This window comes from Sulfurovum sp. MH2-6 (assembly GCF_058374785.1).
The window spans coordinates 33,984-52,993 of the sequence record NZ_CM178170.1 but is presented as its reverse complement, the minus strand read 5'-3'; the positions used below and the strand labels follow the sequence as shown (position 1 = coordinate 52,993).

At 43.5% G+C, this 19,010-nt stretch carries 15 protein-coding genes and 2 tRNA genes; 1 reads left to right on the top strand and 16 read right to left on the bottom strand.

Annotation, left to right across the window (positions count from 1 at the left end; translation table 11 throughout):
• Nucleotides 1-30: 30 nt before the first annotated feature.
• The 16 genes from AC4JOV_RS00245 to AC4JOV_RS00170 form a co-directional block, all read right to left on the bottom strand.
• A complete protein-coding gene (locus tag AC4JOV_RS00245; RefSeq protein WP_229937119.1) occupies nucleotides 31-1,020 on the bottom strand; it encodes a glycosyltransferase family 2 protein in 990 nt (329 codons plus the stop codon).
• A complete protein-coding gene (locus AC4JOV_RS00240) occupies nucleotides 1,010-2,131 on the bottom strand; it encodes a polysaccharide pyruvyl transferase family protein (protein ID WP_229937120.1) in 1,122 nt (373 codons plus the stop codon). The genes AC4JOV_RS00245 and AC4JOV_RS00240 overlap by 11 nt, the downstream gene beginning before the upstream one ends.
• Nucleotides 2,128-3,426 carry a Coenzyme F420 hydrogenase/dehydrogenase, beta subunit C-terminal domain gene (locus AC4JOV_RS00235; RefSeq protein WP_229937121.1) on the bottom strand — a complete coding sequence of 433 codons (1,299 nt, stop codon included), beginning with the start codon at nucleotides 3,424-3,426 and terminating at the stop codon, nucleotides 2,128-2,130. The genes AC4JOV_RS00240 and AC4JOV_RS00235 overlap by 4 nt, the downstream gene beginning before the upstream one ends.
• Nucleotides 3,423-4,955 (bottom strand): oligosaccharide flippase family protein, encoded by a 1,533-nt coding sequence (locus tag AC4JOV_RS00230; protein WP_404820152.1) that lies wholly within the window; start codon nucleotides 4,953-4,955, stop codon nucleotides 3,423-3,425. The genes AC4JOV_RS00235 and AC4JOV_RS00230 overlap by 4 nt, the downstream gene beginning before the upstream one ends.
• A 77-nt stretch (nucleotides 4,956-5,032) precedes the next feature.
• Nucleotides 5,033-6,259: a UDP-N-acetyl-D-mannosamine dehydrogenase gene (wecC, locus tag AC4JOV_RS00225; RefSeq protein WP_491522164.1), complete on the bottom strand. Its 1,227-nt coding sequence runs from the start codon at nucleotides 6,257-6,259 to the stop codon at nucleotides 5,033-5,035.
• Complete coding sequence (wecB, locus tag AC4JOV_RS00220; protein WP_229937124.1) at nucleotides 6,259-7,455, bottom strand: non-hydrolyzing UDP-N-acetylglucosamine 2-epimerase; 1,197 nt, start codon at nucleotides 7,453-7,455, stop codon at nucleotides 6,259-6,261. Before wecB ends, wecC begins: the two co-directional genes overlap by 1 nt.
• The gene (galU, locus tag AC4JOV_RS00215; protein ID WP_229937125.1) at nucleotides 7,456-8,349 is read right to left on the bottom strand and encodes a UTP--glucose-1-phosphate uridylyltransferase GalU; all 894 of its coding nucleotides are present in this window, start codon (nucleotides 8,347-8,349) and stop codon (nucleotides 7,456-7,458) included.
• A gap of 241 nt (nucleotides 8,350-8,590) precedes the next feature.
• Nucleotides 8,591-8,666: transfer RNA gene (locus AC4JOV_RS00210), tRNA-Arg, on the bottom strand.
• A gap of 135 nt (nucleotides 8,667-8,801) precedes the next feature.
• Nucleotides 8,802-8,877 (bottom strand) — tRNA-Val (locus AC4JOV_RS00205).
• Nucleotides 8,878-10,055: 1,178 nt separating this feature from the next.
• Nucleotides 10,056-10,805: a diaminopimelate epimerase gene (dapF, locus tag AC4JOV_RS00200; protein ID WP_229937126.1), complete on the bottom strand. Its 750-nt coding sequence runs from the start codon at nucleotides 10,803-10,805 to the stop codon at nucleotides 10,056-10,058.
• A gap of 887 nt (nucleotides 10,806-11,692) precedes the next feature.
• Nucleotides 11,693-12,286: a dephospho-CoA kinase gene (gene coaE / locus AC4JOV_RS00195; RefSeq protein WP_229937127.1), complete on the bottom strand. Its 594-nt coding sequence runs from the start codon at nucleotides 12,284-12,286 to the stop codon at nucleotides 11,693-11,695.
• Nucleotides 12,287-12,294: 8 nt separating this feature from the next.
• A complete protein-coding gene (locus AC4JOV_RS00190) occupies nucleotides 12,295-13,965 on the bottom strand; it encodes a L,D-transpeptidase family protein (RefSeq protein WP_229937128.1) in 1,671 nt (556 codons plus the stop codon).
• 96 nt (nucleotides 13,966-14,061) lie between these two features.
• Entirely contained in the window at nucleotides 14,062-14,730 is a 669-nt protein-coding gene (locus AC4JOV_RS00185) for a DUF3972 domain-containing protein (RefSeq protein ID WP_229937129.1), read from the bottom strand.
• 471 nt (nucleotides 14,731-15,201) lie between these two features.
• Nucleotides 15,202-15,837 (bottom strand): protein-L-isoaspartate(D-aspartate) O-methyltransferase, encoded by a 636-nt coding sequence (locus AC4JOV_RS00180; RefSeq protein ID WP_229937130.1) that lies wholly within the window; start codon nucleotides 15,835-15,837, stop codon nucleotides 15,202-15,204.
• A gap of 650 nt (nucleotides 15,838-16,487) precedes the next feature.
• Entirely contained in the window at nucleotides 16,488-17,198 is a 711-nt protein-coding gene (locus tag AC4JOV_RS00175) for a carbon-nitrogen hydrolase family protein (protein WP_229937131.1), read from the bottom strand.
• Nucleotides 17,199-17,227: 29 nt separating this feature from the next.
• Nucleotides 17,228-18,247 (bottom strand): ribonucleotide-diphosphate reductase subunit beta, encoded by a 1,020-nt coding sequence (locus tag AC4JOV_RS00170; protein ID WP_229937132.1) that lies wholly within the window; start codon nucleotides 18,245-18,247, stop codon nucleotides 17,228-17,230.
• A 165-nt stretch (nucleotides 18,248-18,412) separates the two neighbouring features.
• Here AC4JOV_RS00170 and AC4JOV_RS00165 point away from each other — a divergent pair, with 165 nt between their 5' ends.
• Nucleotides 18,413-18,934: a hypothetical protein gene (locus AC4JOV_RS00165; RefSeq protein ID WP_229937133.1), complete on the top strand. Its 522-nt coding sequence runs from the start codon at nucleotides 18,413-18,415 to the stop codon at nucleotides 18,932-18,934.
• The last annotated feature ends 76 nt before the right edge of the window (nucleotides 18,935-19,010 follow it).

The following is a 19,010-nucleotide window of genomic DNA, read 5'->3' as shown; positions in this document are numbered from 1 at the left end:
TAATTATTTTATATCTGTTATTGTTGTTCACTATTTATTACCCTTAATTTTTAAACCTAAACCAACTATCTTTGACCTTCTTTTAATTTTTCTTAAGCAATCAAAACAAAATTTAGGTATTACTATGAGTGTTAAAAGTTTTAATTTATTTATTGGTGATATTTTATGTTTAAAAATTTGATTTAATGCATAAACTTTCTCACCATTTAATATATTCCGTCTTATAATTAATGCTCTTCGTTTTTCAATATACATATCATAATATTTCAATTTTTCATTATTTTTAATTATATTTCTATAATTATCCAATATCAAAATACTTCTAGGTAACTCTTTTTCTTTTCTGGCAATCTCTACTGTATTATTCTCAGTTTCTATTTTGTAAACAGAACAAACTTTACTATCATAAGCTATATCAAACTGCATAGCAACTCTTATCCAAACATGTGTATCTTCTCCGTATTTTTCTCCGACAGGGAACCAGATGTCATTTTCTATAAATACTTTTTTAGGAATACATGTAGCAGATGTCCATACAAGATTATCCCCAAGTGTCATAGATTTGAAATAATCCGGCACAATTCCTTGATACTCTTTTGAAGGCAAAGATTTTAGGTTAATGCCAATCTCTTCACTGTTTGCTTTTCTTAGTTTACGTGCCGTCGCATAAAGCCCGGCTTCAGGATGCTTTTGTATTAGTTCATAAATTGTCTGCAAAAACTTAGGTAACCAAATATCATCCGCATCCAAAAATGCGATGTAGTCTGCTTTTGCTTCTTTTATGCCTCTGTTCCTCGCTACCGATACCCCAGCGTTTTTTTGCCGTATTATCCGGATACGAGGATCATCGATCGTTTGCACGACATCCACGCTATTATCGGTCGAGCCATCATCTACAACAACGATTTCAAAACCTCGAAATGACTGTTCCACAACAGACCGTATAGTCTCTTTGACATAATTTTCCTTATTATAAAGCGGTATGACTACACTAAAAAACGGTTTATTTTCATTTGTCATCCAGCGCTCCCATCAAAAACTCTAAAGATTTCCTCTTTTCTTCTTCTAAAATCTTATTAACTCTACTATAGTCAATACTTTCCAGCTCTTTACCCTCTAAATCTTTTACATCAAATACAAGTCTATCCTCAAGCCCAAGCAAAGAAAGTAAAGAAGTAAATCTATCTAAACCTCTATTATGATTTCCGATTACTACAAACTCTTTTTCAAAGATGATCGAAAAAACCATTCCATGAAAAGAGTCGGTCACTACAAAATCAGCATTGTCAAAAGATGCAATCCACTGTGGTACTGAATAAGTTATTTGTGAACTATTAAATCCTTTGAGATGGTGTATACTTTCTAACTTGGTATTTTTTTGTACAAACTCTATGATCTCTTTTTTTTCATTAGCTTCATCCAATACATAAGTAACCAGCCTACCTTTTGGTATATTTGAAGTATCGTATTTTACGATCATCTCATCTGTATAAAATCCTTTACTCATTAAGAGTGTAGGGTCAAGTACATGTACTGCATCAGCATAGCCAAAACTGCTTTTGCATATCTCTACACTTGAAGCTTCCCTTGTAGATACAGCTGTAAAATCTTGAAGAAGTTTTGCGATCTCTTCACTATCGCCCTCGCCTTCCCAGCGATCTTTCCCAAACGATGCGGCATAAGCTATCTTTTTGCTTTTTCTACTATTTACAAAGTCTAAAAAATAGCTTTTATAATAAGCATCATTAATATACTTTTTTCTCCAAACCTGGTCGCTTCCAACTACCACAGCATCAAATTTTTCTTTGCTCGCAAAATTTTCCAACTCTTTTTTAGTATACAAATCTTTACTGATTTTAAATATCTCATTTTCGATAAAAGGTCTATGAAAAGCTTTTCTTTTTAATACTGCTTTAGTTGCCTTATAATTGGTTTTAATATTCCTATAATCATGAAAAGGGATTTTTTTGAGTATCTCAATAGCCAGTTTTTTCCACCAGAGTCCATACGGTCTTTTATAGATCAAAACCACATCATGCCCTTGCGCATGCAAAAGCCTATACAAAGCCACGGCCTGTAAAATACCACCGTAGTTTTCGGATATCGGGAGAGTTAAGATTCCTATTTTCATCTACTTCCTTTTAGTATTCTAAAAATTTTTAAAACTACTCTTTTAGGCAACCTGACTAAAAAATATATTTTCTGTATTTGTCTTATTTTATTAAAAAGCAAATCGATTTCAGGCTTATTTTTTTCATAGTTTATATTTGATAGTTTTTGAATTTTTAGCTTTTGTTTATTTGTAAGCTGAGTGAAGATATTTTTACTACCATAATAAATGGCATTTTTATTATCGACTACAGGTTTTTGGGATAAAAATACTTTTTCGTACGCTATTTCTTTTACATCGATATCCGAAGCATTTTTCAATATTTTTGATGTCTCATTTGTACGGGCTACAACCAATGAATGCCCTTTATAATCTTTCATATAATTAGGCAGCCAAGCATCCATCAAAACAATATCAGCACAATGCGCAAAGACATCTGTACAGCTATTACAAGCATTTGGGGTAAAGGCCCTACTCCCCCATAATTTAGAGGGCATATCCGCATTTGAAAGTCTATTCACTTTTTTTTGATCTATACTTGTAAACTCAAAACCGAAATTCATTGCTGATTTGTTTTCTTGCTTTACTCTAAAGTTTACAGTTTTTAGTCTATCTGTTCCGATGGCATTTTTTGCCAAAGCATGTGTAAACTCTTTTGTCTTCATCTGCCCGCAAACAAGACCTATGACAAACTTAATTCTTTTTCTTAATTTACTGTTTTTCTCTTGTGCAAGCCTGATGGCTTTTGCAAAACAGGGAAGTGTGGTAATGGCATATTTCCCATCATTTTTGATAACATAGTCTAGTACTTCAGACATCTCTGTAGGATAATATACCGACCCTCTTATTTTTTCCAACTCTTTAATCTCTTTAAAATGAGAAAATTTAAAAAGCTTATCTGGATCATTATTTGATTCAATTGTTAATATCGTATCAACGGCTTGCTGTTCAAGTAAATTTTTTAACAGAGAATGCCCTGCTCCGCCTGACGCTGATTTCAACCTTTCAGTAGTATCTTTTTTATGTACTTCATAGGTATTTACAAAATAACCCAGATCTTTATGAAAAAGTATATTATCTTCATTTTCATAGATATTTTTTGCTAACTCTTTTTCATCTTTATTCTCTTCAACAAAAGGACAAGCATCCATACAAAGTGTACATTTATCTAAACAACCTTCTGATTCAATAGGTTCATACATACCAATTGAATTAAAATCCATTTTTAAAACATCTACAGGGCAAACAGCATCACAAGTTCCACAACCGATACATTGATCTTTTAGTACAGTTGTTTGGATAATATTGAAACTCATCTATTTCCTTTGAGGTTTTTATAGCGATTTACTAGTACCTGTTTGACTTTTTTTCTTGTATTTAGATCTATACCTATAAAATAGATTAAAACAAAATTCACAAACATTGACACTACAAAAAAGAGCAACATTTGATAGATATTATTATCTATCAAATGGGATAAATAATTTAATAATAGTAAAGAGATGCTTATAATGATCACAAGAGGAGCAACGGATATTCGTAAAAAACTTATCGTTGAAAAATTTATTAATCTCTTTAAGAAAAATATTTCCAATAAAATATGAAAAATCCACATGCACAACATTACAACAAATGGGGAATAGATAGGAAAATTATTTTCTAATAAAACCCATGAAATCGGCAAAACTAAAATTAATAATATCCCTGCACTCATTTGAATACCTTTCACTTTTCCGGTAGCTTGTATCGCCATCACCATTGGACGTATAAAAGAATACATCAAACCATATATCATAAGTAGTTTTGTAAAGATCATTGTATTTTGAGGTATTTGTGTCAACCAGACCGATAAAACATAGTCTAACTTTAAGATAATCGGCAATACCACGATCCAAAGTAATAGAAATGCATATTTAGTATTCTGATATAAAAAGTTATTTAGTTCATCTATTCTATTTGCTGCGTATAGCTTAGTTATCTGTGGTGTCATAGCTGTTTGGAAACTATTTACAAATTGATTCAGACCGCCACTAACTTGCATCGAGATCGCGTGTGCAGCATTTGCCACAGGTCCAAAGTATAAATTTAGAAGTAAAGATATACCGTGGTTCGACAACATTGCACCTAATGTTCCAAACAGATTCCAACCTGAAAATTGGAGCATTGACTTTACGATCTCCTTGTCAAAAGAAAGTGAAAAGTGGGACTCTTCATAGTTTCTCATCACATAAACTCTGTAAAATGTAGCAATGGACAAAGAGACCAAAAACATCAAGATTCCATAAACTATCAACTTGTCAAAAGATATAACCAAAAGCAGATAGACCACAAGAAGTTTTAAAATAGCCTCAACTATACTCACATAAGCAAATATATGCATCCTCTCATGCGCTATGATGAGAGCGTTGTAAGGCACCTGCATCACCGTAACCATCGTTGAAGCTATGGCAAACTGATAAACCCAAAACGCAGCATCAAATCTCTCTACTGGGATATTCATCTTTTCATACAAAAGCCAAAGGCCAATAGTTTCACCTAAAAATAGAATGAAAAAAGCTAAAGCAATATGTATCACTAAAGCAGTTGAAAAAGTCTGCTTCAGTCTCACAAAATCATCTTTACCTATCTCAAAGGTCAAAAATCTCTGAGTACCACCTGTCAAAGTACTATTTAAAACCGCCATGATCATCACAAAACTGGCCACAAGGTTATAAAGACCAAAATCGGTCACACCAAGTATGTCCAAAACAACTCTCACAGTATAAAAACTAACTGCCATGATAATTATCATACGAAAGTATAGAAACAGTGTGTTTTTGGCAATTCGTTTGTAGTTTTGGGTCATTAGTAATTTTTCTTAGTTAAAACATTGTCTTTCATTAAAGAATTTATTTTGATATGCAATAAATACTGATACAGCAATCAATTTAAAACCCCACAAAAATCGAGATCAGTTTCAATTTCCAAGTTTTTAAACTCTTTATGAGCAACAAGGAAAGTAACAACATCTGCTTTTTCTACCGCTTCTTGATACTCTACAAGTTTTAGGTGATTAGTGACTTGTGATTCGTGATTGGTGAAATAATCCAATGGAATGTTCGGTTCAACACAGATAACGTTTTCCAATTCAGCCGTAAGGCGTTTAGCAATGTAGAGTGCCGGTGATTCTCTAAGATCATCGATATCTGGTTTAAATGCCAGCCCCATACAAGCAATCTTGGCTTTGCGTCCATGTTCATTTTCAAATGCTAACGCTGCATTTTTAATCTTCTCTATCGCCCACTCTGTTTTGTAAGTGTTAACCTCTCTAGCTGTTCGGATCATCTTGGCATCTTCACCTCCAGCATGGACGATAAACCATGGATCGACCGCGATGCAGTGCCCGCCTACACCTGCACCCGGCTGCAGGATATTGACTCTTGGGTGTCTGTTGGCAAGAGCGATGAGCTCCCATACATCGATATCGAACTTGTCACAAAGGATGGAGAGCTCATTGGCAAAAGCGATATTGGTATCTCTAAAACTGTTTTCTGTCAGTTTGGCCATCTCAGCTGTTTTGGCATTCGTTTCCAACACTTCACCATCAACAAAAGTTTTATAAAATTCTGCCGTTGCCTCGGTCGCTTCCGGGGTAATCCCTCCCACAATACGGTCATTCTCTACCAATTTACGCATGATGTGACCCGGAAGGACACGCTCAGGGCAGTGAGCGACATGCACCTTATTTGTATCTATCCCGTTTTCTGCAAGGACTTCAGCTACTTTGTCTGTCGTACCGACCGGAGAGGTGGACTCCAGGATCACAATGTTTCCCTCTTTCACATACGGAGCAATCGATTTGGTTGCAGAAACGACATAGTCGATATTTGGGACATACCCGTCATGGAACGGTGTCGGTACAGCGATGATGAAGATATCTGCCTCTGTCGGTTTCAAATCAGCCTTGAGTTTACCACTGTTGACTGCTGCTTTCACAAAAGTATCAAGCTCAGGTTCAACAATGTGGATCTCCCCACGGTTGATCGTATCAACCGTACTCTGTACCACATCCACACCATGTACATAATAGCTTCTATTTGCCAACAGTGCCGCCGTTGGCAGTCCGATATACCCCAAACCAACTACACAAATCTTTTTATCCGTATGCATCAATAACTCCCTTTGATAAATTCAACAATTTTTTCACACGCATGTCCGTCCCCATACGGGTTGCTTGCCTGGGACATACCACTGTATGCCTCCTGGTCATCGATCAACTTCTGCGCTTCAGTCTTGATCAGCTCACTGTCCGTACCTACCAGCTTGACCGTACCAGCCTCCAAAGCTTCCGGACGTTCTGTGGTATCTCTCATGACCAGTACCGGTTTTCCAAGTGACGGTGCCTCTTCCTGTACACCCCCGCTATCGGTGATGATAAAGTAGGACTTGTCCATCATATAGATAAACTGCTCATACTGCATCGGTTCGATCAGATGGACATTGTCAATCCCGCTTAAGAGCTCTTTGACCGGTTTTTGGACATTGGGATTGAGATGGACCGGATAGACGATAGCGATATCCGGGTTTTCCAGTGCGATCTCTTTGAGTGCTGTACAGATGTTGATGAAACCCTGCCCGTGGTTTTCCCTACGGTGACCTGTTACCAAAATCATTTTCTGATTTTGTAGCGTTGAGCGTTCAGCGTTGAGCGTTGAGTCATTGCTAGGTAATTGGAATGTGGATGGCAGCATTTTGTTGATACTGCTTATGATCTCGGATTCCAAGTCAGTGTTGTTCTTTATCTTCTCAAGCGCCAAAAAGAGTGCATCAATCACGGTATTTCCCGTGACGACGATGTTTTTTCCCTCTTTGTTTTCCCTGAGAAGATTCTCTCTCGAGGTTTCCGTAGGGGCAAAATGATAATTTGCCAATATCCCCGTGATCTGTCTGTTGGCCTCTTCCGGCCATGGAGAGTAGATATCGCCAGTGCGCAGGCCCGCTTCCACATGCCCTACTTTTATCTGCTGATAAAAAGCCGCCAGGCTGGCTGCACTCGTGGTCGTCGTATCTCCATGCACCAGAACAAGATCAGGTTTGAAATCAGAGAGCACCGACTTCATCCCCAAAAGTACATTGGAGGTCACATCATAGAGATCCTGACCCGGTTTCATGATATCCAGATCATACTCCGGTGTGATCTCGAAAAGCTCCAAAACCTGGTCCAGCATCTCTCTATGCTGCGCGGTGACACAGACTCTGGTTTCAAATGTTTCGGGATAACTTTGAAACGCTTTCACAAGCGGTGCCATCTTGATCGCTTCCGGTCTGGTTCCAAAGACTATAAGAATCTTTTTACAACTCGTCATTTAAACTTCCTCTGTTTTTTGATAAAAATAGTTCGTAGCCTCTACAAACCCATCCACGGAACCGCAGTCAAAACGTTGTCCTTTGAACTTGTAGGCAATGACTTTTCCGTTTTTGGCCTGAGTAAGAAGGGCATCGGTGATCTGTACCTCACCATTTTTACCGGGTTCGGTCTCTCTGATGATATCAAAGATATCTGGGGTAAGAATATATCTTCCTATAATCGCCATGTTTGTAGGGGCATCTTTCGGGTCAGGTTTCTCTACCATATCGGTGACCCTGTAGGTATCATCGGTCCCGTCTACCAGGTGTCCGGCGATGACACCGTATTTATGAGTCTGCTCCATCGGCACCTCTTCTATGGCCACGATAGAGCATTGGTATTTCTCATAGACCTCTATCATCTGACTGAGAACACCTTTGGTGTTTATGGATCCCCGAGCGGAGTCGAGGATGACGGAGGAGTTGGTACAAAGATCATCGGCAAGGATAACGGCAAACGGTTCATCACCTATCAGAGTTTCTCCGGTGAGGATAGCATGTCCCAGACCTTTCATCTCAACCTGTCTGGTGTAAGAGAAAGTACATTCAGTGATCAGTGCACGGATCTCATCGAGCAGGTGTTCTTTGGAACCACCCTTGATCTGGTGCTCCAGTTCATAGGAGATATCAAAATGGTCCTCTATGGCACGTTTTCCTCTTCCCGTAACGATCGCCATCGTATGGATACCCGCTTCCACTGCCTCCTCTACACCGTACTGTATCAGCGGTTTGGTAAGCACGGGAAGCATCTCTTTTGGCGTTGCTTTCGTAGCAGGCAGAAAACGTGTTCCGTAGCCTGCTGCCGGAAATAGACATTTGTTGATAATAGTATTGCTTTTGATAATGCTATTCATAGATTATTTAATTCCCCTCTTTTTACAGAGCAGGATTATAACAAAAGTATTTATAAAGGTAAATAAATGATGGTAATAAAGTGATAACGGAGCAGGTGCAGCGGTGCTACTAGTTAGGAATGAGGAAGTAGAAATTGGTGAAACGTGATTCGTGAAACGTGTACCCCAGGGGGCATTTCCTCCGGGCATTCGTTTTACATGTTACATTTTACTTTTTACTTGTTAATTATTAATTGTGAAGTGGTGTCCCCACGAGGACTCGAACCTCGAGCTAGGCCTTAGGAGGGCCCTGCTTTATCCAGTTAAGCGATGAGGACATGAGGCGTATTTTATCGAAAATGAGATTAGTGTACCCCAGGGGCATTTCCTCCGGGCATTCGTTTTACATTTTACTTGTTACTTATTACATGTTACGTGTATCGTTTTACTTTTGGATTTTTAATTTGGAAAAGTGGTGATCACGATTGGACTTGAACCAACGACCACTACCATGTCAAGGTAGTGCTCTACCAACTGAGCTACGCGATCACTATTAAAAGAACGGAAAATAAGCAAAGCTCATTTTTACCTACGCTAACACTAAGTTCGCTTCAGCAGCGGGCTCAAAACGCTAACGTTTTCTAAAAGAATCGAATTATAGCGAGGGGAAACTTAAAGAATGCAACTTTTGGACAGGGATCCAAAAGAATTAGAATTGAAGAATGATTTTGTAGGGTGAGCTTGCCAGCCCACGCTGTAGCAAGGTTAGTCCGGTTATCCCGGCCTGTGGATCCCCGGATGCCCGTAGGGTTTCATTTTACTTCTTTACCTTCATTTTTTTAGAAAAAACGAAGCAAAAAATCGTCACTTCGCAAGTGTGCGGACGGTGCTTCCGGCGTGTTGCTTCGCAATATTGCACGCCTTCACACCTGCACACAAAGTGCTCAGTGACCAAAATGATCTTAATAAACGGGATACAATTTTGTAGGGACGATACCTTGTCTCCGCCCGGGGATATAAGCGAATCATCATGCCGGACTACGATCCGGTATCAGGATGACTTCGTCACCGCTACGCTTCACTAGGAGAAAAAACGAAGCGCCCTGACCAAAGGGAGGAAGTGCCCTTGGGGTGCAAAAAAGTTTGCCTACATGGCTACACTACGTTACGACCATTTCAGTTTCAAACCTATAAACAACAAGCAGTTGTTGTTTTCTTAACGGTTTTCACTTCGCAAGTGTGCGGACGGTGCTTCCGGCGTTATAGATCTCCCTTCAGAGGTACATTCTGTACAGCTCTTCCGGTTCCGAGTCTAAAAATGACAAACTCTTGTCAAATCTATTTAATAAAAATTTGTCACCCCGAACGACCTTGTAAGCAGGAGGTTTTGCAGAAGTGCAAAAACTTCCGTCGCGTTTCGAGAGGGGTGACGATTTTTTGCCTACTTTTTTCTAAAAAAAGTAGTGACAAACCCCATTCGCTTGAGGTAAGTTAAGCATGGAGTATAGTGAGGGTTAGGTGATGCTATGTATTGAATCTATGGATAACGAAGGGGCGTTTTTGTAGGGTGGGTTTGCCAACCCACGCTGTAACCAAATCCATTCACCAAGACCAACCTGTGATTGTCATAACCATTCCCTGGGTTCCGGTGGGCTGGCAAGCCCACCCTACGCGATAAAATCACCGGTAATTTTTTACTTTTCTCCGTTCACCATGAACGGAGATGGCTAGATATCAAAAACCTCGGCTTCGAAGGTTTTGGTCACCTTCCCGCCGAAACGGTAGATCCCGTCCTCGTAACTGACATAGAGCTCATCCCCACTTTTGGGCTGGACTCTTACCTGCCCTTCAAGATTGCCCTCTTTGTGGTTGCGGATATAGCAGGCGACCATCCCTGTACCGCATGCCAGGGTCTCATCCTCTACCCCGCGCTCATAGGTGCGTACATAGAGTGTGTTGTTCTCATACTTACAGATATTCACATTGGCATTGTAGTTGTGGCGGAGGCGTCTCATCTGCTCGATATCGAAAGTTTCGATATCCTCTCTGATCGCTACCAGGTGAGGCACACCCGAGTCGATCAGCCACCAGGTCTCGCCGTCTTCCTCTATATGGGTATTGATGATCTTCGGTTCCACCATATCACTCACCACATAAAAGCCGTTGATCGTCGCACGGATCACCCCTGCCCCCGTCAGAAACTCCGCTTTGCCGTCTTTGCTGATCCCCTTCTCATGGGCAAAGTGTGCCACACAGCGTGAAGCATTGCCGCACATATCGGCCTCACTTCCGTCCGCGTTGTAAAACTCCCACTCAAAATCATACTCGGGATGCGGCAGGACCACCACCAGCCCGTCAGCCCCTACACCGTTTTGTCTGTGGCAGAGTTTTCGAGCCAGTTCGCTTCTGTCGGCTCTCTCCTGGGCGATAAATATGACAAAGTCATTGCCGTTGCCTGAATATTTCGTTACTTTCATATTTAATATCTCCTTTTTTCTAAAGCAAAGCGTCAGAAAAAATTCCTCTCACTAAAGCTTTGCCTCTCGGCAAGAATAAAACACTCTTGATTTTCATTATTTGCTCTAATTTTAACTGAAAATCATGAATGTTTTATCACTATATCTCCTTTTTTTCACTATTAATTATTATTGCCAAAGGATCCCCAATCTAATAATTATTTTACATACTTTTTTCGTTTGCAAATTTAAGTAGTGTTTCTCTCTTCATTTTTTTCTCAAAGAGAGTGATGACTTCATCACCGCTACGCTTCACTAGGATAAAAAACGAAGCAAAAAAGCGTCACCCTCTCGAAACGCGACGGAAGTTTTTTGCACTTCTGCAACACTTCCTGCTTACAAGGTCGTTCAGGTGACAGGTTTTTATTTAAAAGATATCCTCGGGCGGACACAACGGTCCTCCCCTACAAGATAACAAATTTCCGTTCATGGTGAGCCTGTCGAACCATGCACTCCAACTCTGCACCCTTCGACAAGCTCAGGACGAACGGGGATTACCGGTAACCATATCCAAAGCTATGGATCCCCGGATGCCCAAAGGAAATACCCCAGGGGTGCAAGCCCGAGGATGACGGGAAAAAAGCTCTTTGGTAAAACAACCGTTTCTATTCTCCGTCACTACCTATTTTGGTGCGTGATTACGCACCCTACGCGATGAAATCCACATCTCCCTTCGACACGCTCAGGGCGAACGGAGGAAAACGTACAGCGTGGGCTGGCAAGCCCACCCTACGAAATCACGGATTACGAATGCCCCATCTGTTCCGGGCGGACACGACGATCCGCCCCTACAAAATTACGAATTACGTATCACCTTTCACGGATTAAGAATCACAAATTACCTATCGTCAATCCTCGCTTTTCAGCTCCCCGATAACCCGGTCACACTCCGCTTTGAGGTGTGCCAGGTCACCGGTATTGTCGATCACATAGGTTGCCCGGTCACGTTTCTCGTCGATCGGCAGCTGTGCGTCGATACGCTGCTGTGCATTTTGCGTATTATACCCATCTCTCTGCATGAGCCGCTTGAGTTGCTGCTCTTTTGTCGTATAGACCACCAGCGAACGTTTGATCGGGTAGCGGCCGCCCGTCTCAAAAAAGAGGGGGATATCGACAAGATAGGGTATCTTCAGCGCATCCAGTCTGGCCGCTTCGGCCTCTATCTCATCATAGATCAGAGGGTGCAGCAGTGCCTCCAGCGCTTTCCGCTTCTCTTTATCGGCGAAGACGACAGCACCCAGTGCTTTCCTGTCGACCTTCCCCTCTTTGACAAATTGGTCTCCGAAGAGCTCTGCGATCTTTAGATGCTGTGCATCCAACACCCGGTGGGCGACCTCATCCGCATCGATGATCTCAAACCCCTGCTCGGCAAATATCTTCGCTACCGTACTCTTGCCCGTAGAGATCCCGCCTGTCAATACGATCGCATACTCAAATGCCATGACGCTCCTTACCACGCTCTCAGTGTTGACAGCTGCATCCGGTCATACCTGTAGATATCCGGCCTGAACTGAAGTGTGCCATTATAATCAACAAATGCTGTCAGATAGACGATATCTACAGGGACCTGCAGTTGCAGCGGGATATGTTCGTTACGGTTGCCCTCCAGCTTTTTCAATGCCTTCTCGTAGTCGATATTGGCATTGAGCTCCGAAAAGAACCTCAGCATCTCCATGGGCTGCTCCAGACGGATACACCCGTGGCTGAAAGCCCGTGAAGTCCTGGTGAAGAGTGACTTGGCAGGGGTATCGTGCATATAGACCGTAAAACGGTTGGGGAAGAGGAACTTCACCTTTCCCAGTGCATTGTCATAGCCCGGCGGCTGTACAAAACGGAACGGCAGGTTCTTCGTATAGCGGTAGTTGGCCCAGTTCACCGAACCTCCGCTTATCCTTTTGGCATCCCTGCCCCACCCGGTATAGATATGGATCCCCTCTCTTTGCATCGCACCGGGATTTCTCAGCAGTTTTGGGATCATCTCCTTCTGGATAATACTCTTCGGGACATTCCAGTTGGGGTTGAGCACGACCGTCTCTACCGTGTCCGAAAAGACCGGTGTGGGATTCCTGCGTTTACCGATGACCACCTTCATCTGGCGGTCCAATACACCGCTATCCTCGATAGAGAGCTTGAATGCCGGGATATTGATAATGATATGGCGGGTCGTACAGCGGGGGATCAGCCATTTGATACGGTCAAGGTTGAGACGGATCGTGTCGATACGCTCCTGCAGTGGGATATTGAGAGCCGCTATCGTCTGCTTCCCTACCACCCCGTCATTCTCCAGGCCGTGACGCTCCTGGAAGGCGATGACCGAGGCTTCCAGGCACGCATCATAGAGCGCACTCTCCTCTTCACACCCCGTGTAGTCTCCAAGCAGCTGCAGCCGCTCCCGGATCAGAGGTACGCTCTCATCACTCTTGCCCCTTTTGATCACCTCCCTGTAGGGGATCGGTTCCCACTCCCCCGCTTCCCGGAGCTCCAGGTGCTCTATCAGTTTCTGCTTCAATGCACTGTAGTGATAGCTTTTGGGTTCGGCACCCTCAAAGGCACTCTCCAGACTCCCCTCTAGTATCGCCTCCTGCAGGAGTGTGACCGGGTCTGTCTGAGGCTTATAGGGAACCCAGCCTGCACTGATACCCTCTGATTTGAGATTGTAGAGCTGTGCCTGAAAAGCACCCCAGTTAATGCTCCCGTAGAGCGCATACTCCGCATAACGTCTGTAGAGACGGGAGATCCTGAACTCAAGCGCCACCTTTTCTTTCAGGGTGGCACCGCCCCTATAAAGTGCCTCCGCCTCCTCTTCTGCACCAAGGCTCTCCTCTCTAAGTACACTGGAGGGGTCAAGGGTCCGGTCACTTCTGATCTTTTCAAAAAGGGATCTGGAGAGTGAAGAGAGCGTATCTTCTGTCGTCCATACCGGTACAAAGTAGAGCTGGGTATAGAGCTCCTGCAGGAAGCGTTCACTCTGGCGGGACGCAAACGTATCGAGCATCACCTCCGATACGGACTCCTGATAGCTGACCGTGGAGGCAGTCGCTGTTGTAGAAAAGAGCGTACTAAGCAGTATAGTAAGAGTCATGCGTAGTGCCAAGAGACGGTTGGGTCGTATCGTTTTCATCTTTCCCCTTTGCTATTTCCGAAGTTGCGTTTGTATCAGCGTAACACATCCCAGCATAAGAATAAATAAAAAAATTCTATAAAAAAGAGAAAAGCGCTAGCTGAGAATATCCTCATAACTCTTCGTCGCATCGACCTTCAGCTTTCCATCGATCTTACAGAGACGCTCATCTCCCTTCTTGTAGGCCTTTTTGAGCTTTTTGAGGATCTTCTCTTTCTGTTTCTCTTTGATGATATCCTGCTGTCTTAAAAAACGTTTGGTCCCGATCCACTCCTGCAGCGTTTCGGCCTGATCCTGCTGTTTCACATCAGCCTCCAGGATATCCTCGGCTGCAGAAACAGGCTCCGCTGCTTTCATCTGCTCGATACGGTGCACATACAAAGAGCGCATCTCTGAAAAGGCCGATTTGAGAAGATCTATCTCCCCTTTGAGCGTGGTGGAGATCTGCCTGTTGCTCTCTTTGAGGTCCTCTACCGTCTCTTTGAGCACGGAGATCGTCTCATCCTTGGCTGCCAGGAGCTTCTGGTACTCCGGAGGCACCTCTGCAGGCCTGGTAGAAGCAGCAGGTGAAGGTTTGCGTTGGGGGTTTGGAGAAGCTGAGGTTTTTGGAGCGGACTGCGGGGTGGTTTCACTGTCAACCACGATGTAAAGTTTACCTTCCACCTCTTTGGCTGTCAATATCCCCTTTTTGATCTTCGCATAGACCGCTTGTCTGGAGATACCCAGCTCCTTGGCATACTCTGCAGGCTTCATCAACGTTTCCATCCACTCTCCTCGTTAGGGCAAGTTACCCTTGATTTTACAGTTTTGTCAATCATAGCATAAGTTTAATGAAAGGCGTAAACGGGCAGCGTTGAGCGTTGAGCGTTGAGCGTTGAGCGTTGAGCGTTGAGTATCATGACAGAGTCATGAGTGTGTGTCAAGTGCTGAGCAGTTGTGCTGCTAATGAGGAGCTAGGAATTAGGAGTGAGGAATTAGGAATTAGGAGTTATTGTAGGATGCAGTGAATGCATCTTTTATTGAATAGGATGACGAATGACGTACTCGATGTTAAGAAAGCATATAGAAGTATCTGTAGGTCGGGATACCCTTATCCCGACATTCACCCCTTATGGAGAGATCACCATTAATGTCGGGGTGAGGACACCCCGACCTACGCGAATCACAAATGCCCGAAGGAAATACCCCTGGGGTACACAAATTTCTAATTTCTCACTGCTACTTGCTCCCTGTTCTCTACTTCTGTGTACCGTCCAGTATCGGTACAAAGAGTGACTGCTCGATGGTCTCGGAGGTGATGCGTCCGTTTTTTTTGTAGTAGCGGGTGATGATGTGGTAGTTCTCAGCCTCTTCTACCGGTGCAAGGAGGATCCCTCCTTCGGCAAGCTGATCGAAAAGCACTTCGGGGATCTCCTTCGCCGTAGCAGAGAAGAGGATACGCTCGAAAGGGGCATACTGTTTCCAGCCTCTCTGTCCGTCATCAAAACGGGTAAAGATATTGTGCATCTCCAAAGCAGAGAAGCGTTTTTTCGCCTCTTTGAGGAGCTCATCGATACGCTCTATGGTAAAGACCCTGCGGCAGATCTTGCTGAGGACCGCAGCCTGGTAGCCCGATCCGCAGCCGATCTCAAGTACCGAATCCACACCCTTAAGCTCCAGGTGCTGTGTCATCTTGGCAACAGTCAGGGGTGAAGATATCCACTGGGATGCTGCCATCGGCAGAGCATCCAGGGTATAAGCCAGCTGTTTGAAACCGTTTGGGACAAAGGCTTCTCTCTCTACCGATAAAAGTGCCTCTCTGACATGCGGTTCCAGGGGGAATTTTTTTTCTATCTCATCTACAAGTTTATGCAGATTTCTCTCTATTGTCATCACTTGATACCCATCGGGATTAGATTATTTTAATCGCATTTTATCCAAAATCGTATTAGAGCGCAGTGAGCAGGTAGCAGATGAGAAGCGTGAAGCAAACGTGAACTGTTTCACGTTTGTAGCGACGGAACCAGAACGGTCGTAGCGAAGCGAAGCCGTGTAGGCACAGGTAGCAGCATGACAGAGTCGTTAGCGTGTGTCAAGTGCTGAGCAGTTATGCTGCTAATGAGGAGCTAGGAATTAGGAGTGAGGAATTAGGAGTTATTGTAGGATGCAGTGAATGCATCTTTTATTGAATGGGATGACGAATGACGTACTCGATGTTAAGAAAGCATATAGAAGTATCTGTAGGTCGGGATACCCTTATCCCGACATTCACCCCTTATGGAGAGATCACTATTAATGTCGGGGTGAGGACACCCCGACCTACGCGAATCACAAATGCCCGAAGGAAATACCCCTGGGGTACACAAATTTCTAATTTCTCCCTGCTCCCTACTACCTGCTACCTATTTCCTGTTGCATATTGATATAGCGTCTCATCTTTTTTCTTATTTGATTGACCGAATATAAGGCAAAGCCTCATATACTAACGCTAACGCTCTGTTTCCTTCAGCAGGAAGCTCACGCAACTGGTTGCGTTAATGTAACTATTGCATATCAATATAGCGTCTCATCTTTTTGATCTCCTGGAAGTCTATCTCTCCAGAGATGGCAAGAGCAGTGTCGTCTTGTATCACGCTGCCGTCCGGGGAAATGATGCTGGAGGATTTTGCCATATCGGCATCGCTGCTGTTGCTGACGATGACATAGCACTGGTTCATCACGGCCAACGCACGGGAGAGGGCCTCAAGATGTGCTTTGCGCGGTAGTCCCCACCGTGCCGGGATAAGAATCACATCCACCCCTTCTACGCGCTTCCAGAGCTCCTTGAAGCGAAGCTCGAAGCATATCAGGACGGCATACTTCACACCCTCTATCTCAAAGGGCTTGACGGAACGGGGAAGCCCTGCTTTGAAGTGCTTCTGCTCCTCCCCGAGGGTAAAGAGCTTGGCCTTGTTCTGTTTGTGGATCACTTTATGCCTGTGGATCACAACGGCCTGGTTGACAAACTGCTCCTTCTCTTTGAGGATCAGTGTCAATACCACGGTCTGTTCGCCGACAAGCTTTTTGAGACTTTTCAGAGCCAGGATGGAAAACTTGGCCACCGTATCCATATGGGCATAGTCAAACCCTGTCAGGCAGACCTCCGGAGCGAGGATCAGATCCTTCTCCTTATGGAACTCTACCAGAGAGATCAATGCCTCCAGATTCTCCTGATACCGCTGATGGGTCGGAAGCTGCAGTGTGACAACTTCCATCTTCTGCCTCCTACGCATGCAGCCCTTTCCTAAAAGTCGTCAAAGTCCAGACTTCCTTTTGAGTAGTTGGTCACATTCCCTTCAAAGAAATTGGTTTTCTGGTCGTTGAACTTGGAGAAGTTATCCACCCATTTGATCGGATGCTCGACATTGTAGAGCTTCTCAAGTCCCACAGCATGCAGTCTCTGGTCAGCAAGATACTGAATATACTGTGCGATGATATCATCGGTAAGCCCGAGGATCTGCCCCTGGGTAATATAGGCACCCCACTCGGACTCAAGCTTCACCGCTGAACGGAACATCTCATAGACCTCATCGATAAGATCAGGCGTAAAGAGCTCCGGTCTGTCTCTTTTGGTAGAGTTGATCATGTTTTGGAAGAGCAGCAGGTGCGTGACCTCATCTCTCTGGATAAAGCGGATCATCTGTGCAGTCCCCAGCATCTTGTCCGAGCGCGCAAGGGTATAGAGGTAGGTGAAACCGCTGTAGAAGTAGATACCCTCCAGGATCTGGTTGGCGAACATCGCTTTGACGATATTGCGGTCGGTCGGGTTCTGAGCAAGCTCTTCATAGACCTGTGCAATCGCATCGTTTTTGGTCTTAAGCATCATATCCTTACGCCAAAGCTCATAGATCTCATCGGTATTGGTAGAGATAGAGTCTACCATGACCGCATAACTTTGGGAATGCAGAGCCTCTTCAAAGGCCTGTCTGACCAGGATCAGGTTCACCTCCGGTGCCGTGATAAAAGGGTTGATATTGTCAATGATATTGTTGGTCTGCAAAGAGTCCATAAAGATCAGCTGTGCCAGTACCTTGTCATAGGCCGATTTCTCATCGGATGTAAGGTTCTTATAGTCACTCACATCTTTGGTCATATCCACCTCTTTGGGGAACCAGGTATTGTTGAGCATCATCTCCCAGAGATTGTATGCCCACTGGTATTTAAGATCGTTCAGTTCAAAGATTCCTGTCGGGTTTCCACCAAATATACGACGCTCGCTTGTCTTCTCTTTTGATTCAGGGTTATAGATCTTTTTTCGAATCATTTCACTACCTTTTATTGCCATTACTTTTTAAAATAATATACTCTTTTAACCTCAAATTTGCTTAGTCTGAAAAGGTGTGAAAATCCCGCCTGTTTCATCGCTATTCTTCCTCTTATTGTTCTTATTTTAGGCCCGTTTTATCGTAAATTGAATAGACTTGTTGCCATGAAGCATATAGAACTGGACAAACTGCAAAAACTGTTGGAGATCGTGGGCCCCTACCCCTCTACCTCCATCGTACATTTTAGTGATGAGAACCTGGAACTTTCAGAGACCATCTATGACTTTTGTCATGCGAAATCGTATCACTATCAGATCAATGCCACGGAGAAAACATTTTATGAAAGAGTGCAGAAGAGATTTGAAGGCAAAGAGGGGATAAGGATCATAGATTTCTCTTTGAAGAGGCCCAAATACCTGATACAGGGTAAAAGCTATGAGTTCCTCTTTGTCACGATCGACCTTCCCGAAGCGCAGAGAGGCGATTTCCTCCGTAAATCCCATGAGATCATCAGAAACTCGGGGAATATCCTGCTCTTTGTACCACATGGAGATACTCAGGAACGTCATCAGTGGGAAAAACTGCTGGAGGAGAACTACTATGTGGCTACGAATACCATCGATGATCTCTTTGAAGCGTATGATGTCATCATCTCGAAAAAAATGCATGGCTGGGGTGATAAATAAGACAGCTTCTCAAATACGTATCTAGTTTAAGGAGGACGCATAAGGGGAATATGCATAGTTGGCATGAGAAGCTGTC

What these genes read in the sequence shown, in the direction of transcription:
- AC4JOV_RS00245 (WP_229937119.1), bottom strand. Translation starts at nt 1,020, where the DNA reads ATGACAAATGAAAATAAACCGTTTTTTAGTGTAGTCATACCGCTTTAT.
- AC4JOV_RS00240 (WP_229937120.1), bottom strand. Translation starts at nt 2,131, where the DNA reads ATGAAAATAGGAATCTTAACTCTCCCGATATCCGAAAACTACGGTGGT.
- AC4JOV_RS00235 (WP_229937121.1), bottom strand. Translation starts at nt 3,426, where the DNA reads ATGAGTTTCAATATTATCCAAACAACTGTACTAAAAGATCAATGTATC.
- AC4JOV_RS00230 (WP_404820152.1), bottom strand. Translation starts at nt 4,955, where the DNA reads ATGACCCAAAACTACAAACGAATTGCCAAAAACACACTGTTTCTATAC.
- wecC (WP_491522164.1), bottom strand. Translation starts at nt 6,259, where the DNA reads ATGCATACGGATAAAAAGATTTGTGTAGTTGGTTTGGGGTATATCGGA.
- wecB (WP_229937124.1), bottom strand. Translation starts at nt 7,455, where the DNA reads ATGACGAGTTGTAAAAAGATTCTTATAGTCTTTGGAACCAGACCGGAA.
- galU (WP_229937125.1), bottom strand. Translation starts at nt 8,349, where the DNA reads ATGAATAGCATTATCAAAAGCAATACTATTATCAACAAATGTCTATTT.
- dapF (WP_229937126.1), bottom strand. Translation starts at nt 10,805, where the DNA reads ATGAAAGTAACGAAATATTCAGGCAACGGCAATGACTTTGTCATATTT.
- coaE (WP_229937127.1), bottom strand. Translation starts at nt 12,286, where the DNA reads ATGGCATTTGAGTATGCGATCGTATTGACAGGCGGGATCTCTACGGGC.
- AC4JOV_RS00190 (WP_229937128.1), bottom strand. Translation starts at nt 13,965, where the DNA reads ATGAAAACGATACGACCCAACCGTCTCTTGGCACTACGCATGACTCTT.
- AC4JOV_RS00185 (WP_229937129.1), bottom strand. Translation starts at nt 14,730, where the DNA reads ATGGAAACGTTGATGAAGCCTGCAGAGTATGCCAAGGAGCTGGGTATC.
- AC4JOV_RS00180 (WP_229937130.1), bottom strand. Translation starts at nt 15,837, where the DNA reads ATGACAATAGAGAGAAATCTGCATAAACTTGTAGATGAGATAGAAAAA.
- AC4JOV_RS00175 (WP_229937131.1), bottom strand. Translation starts at nt 17,198, where the DNA reads ATGGAAGTTGTCACACTGCAGCTTCCGACCCATCAGCGGTATCAGGAG.
- AC4JOV_RS00170 (WP_229937132.1), bottom strand. Translation starts at nt 18,247, where the DNA reads ATGATTCGAAAAAAGATCTATAACCCTGAATCAAAAGAGAAGACAAGC.
- AC4JOV_RS00165 (WP_229937133.1), top strand. Translation starts at nt 18,413, where the DNA reads ATGAAGCATATAGAACTGGACAAACTGCAAAAACTGTTGGAGATCGTG.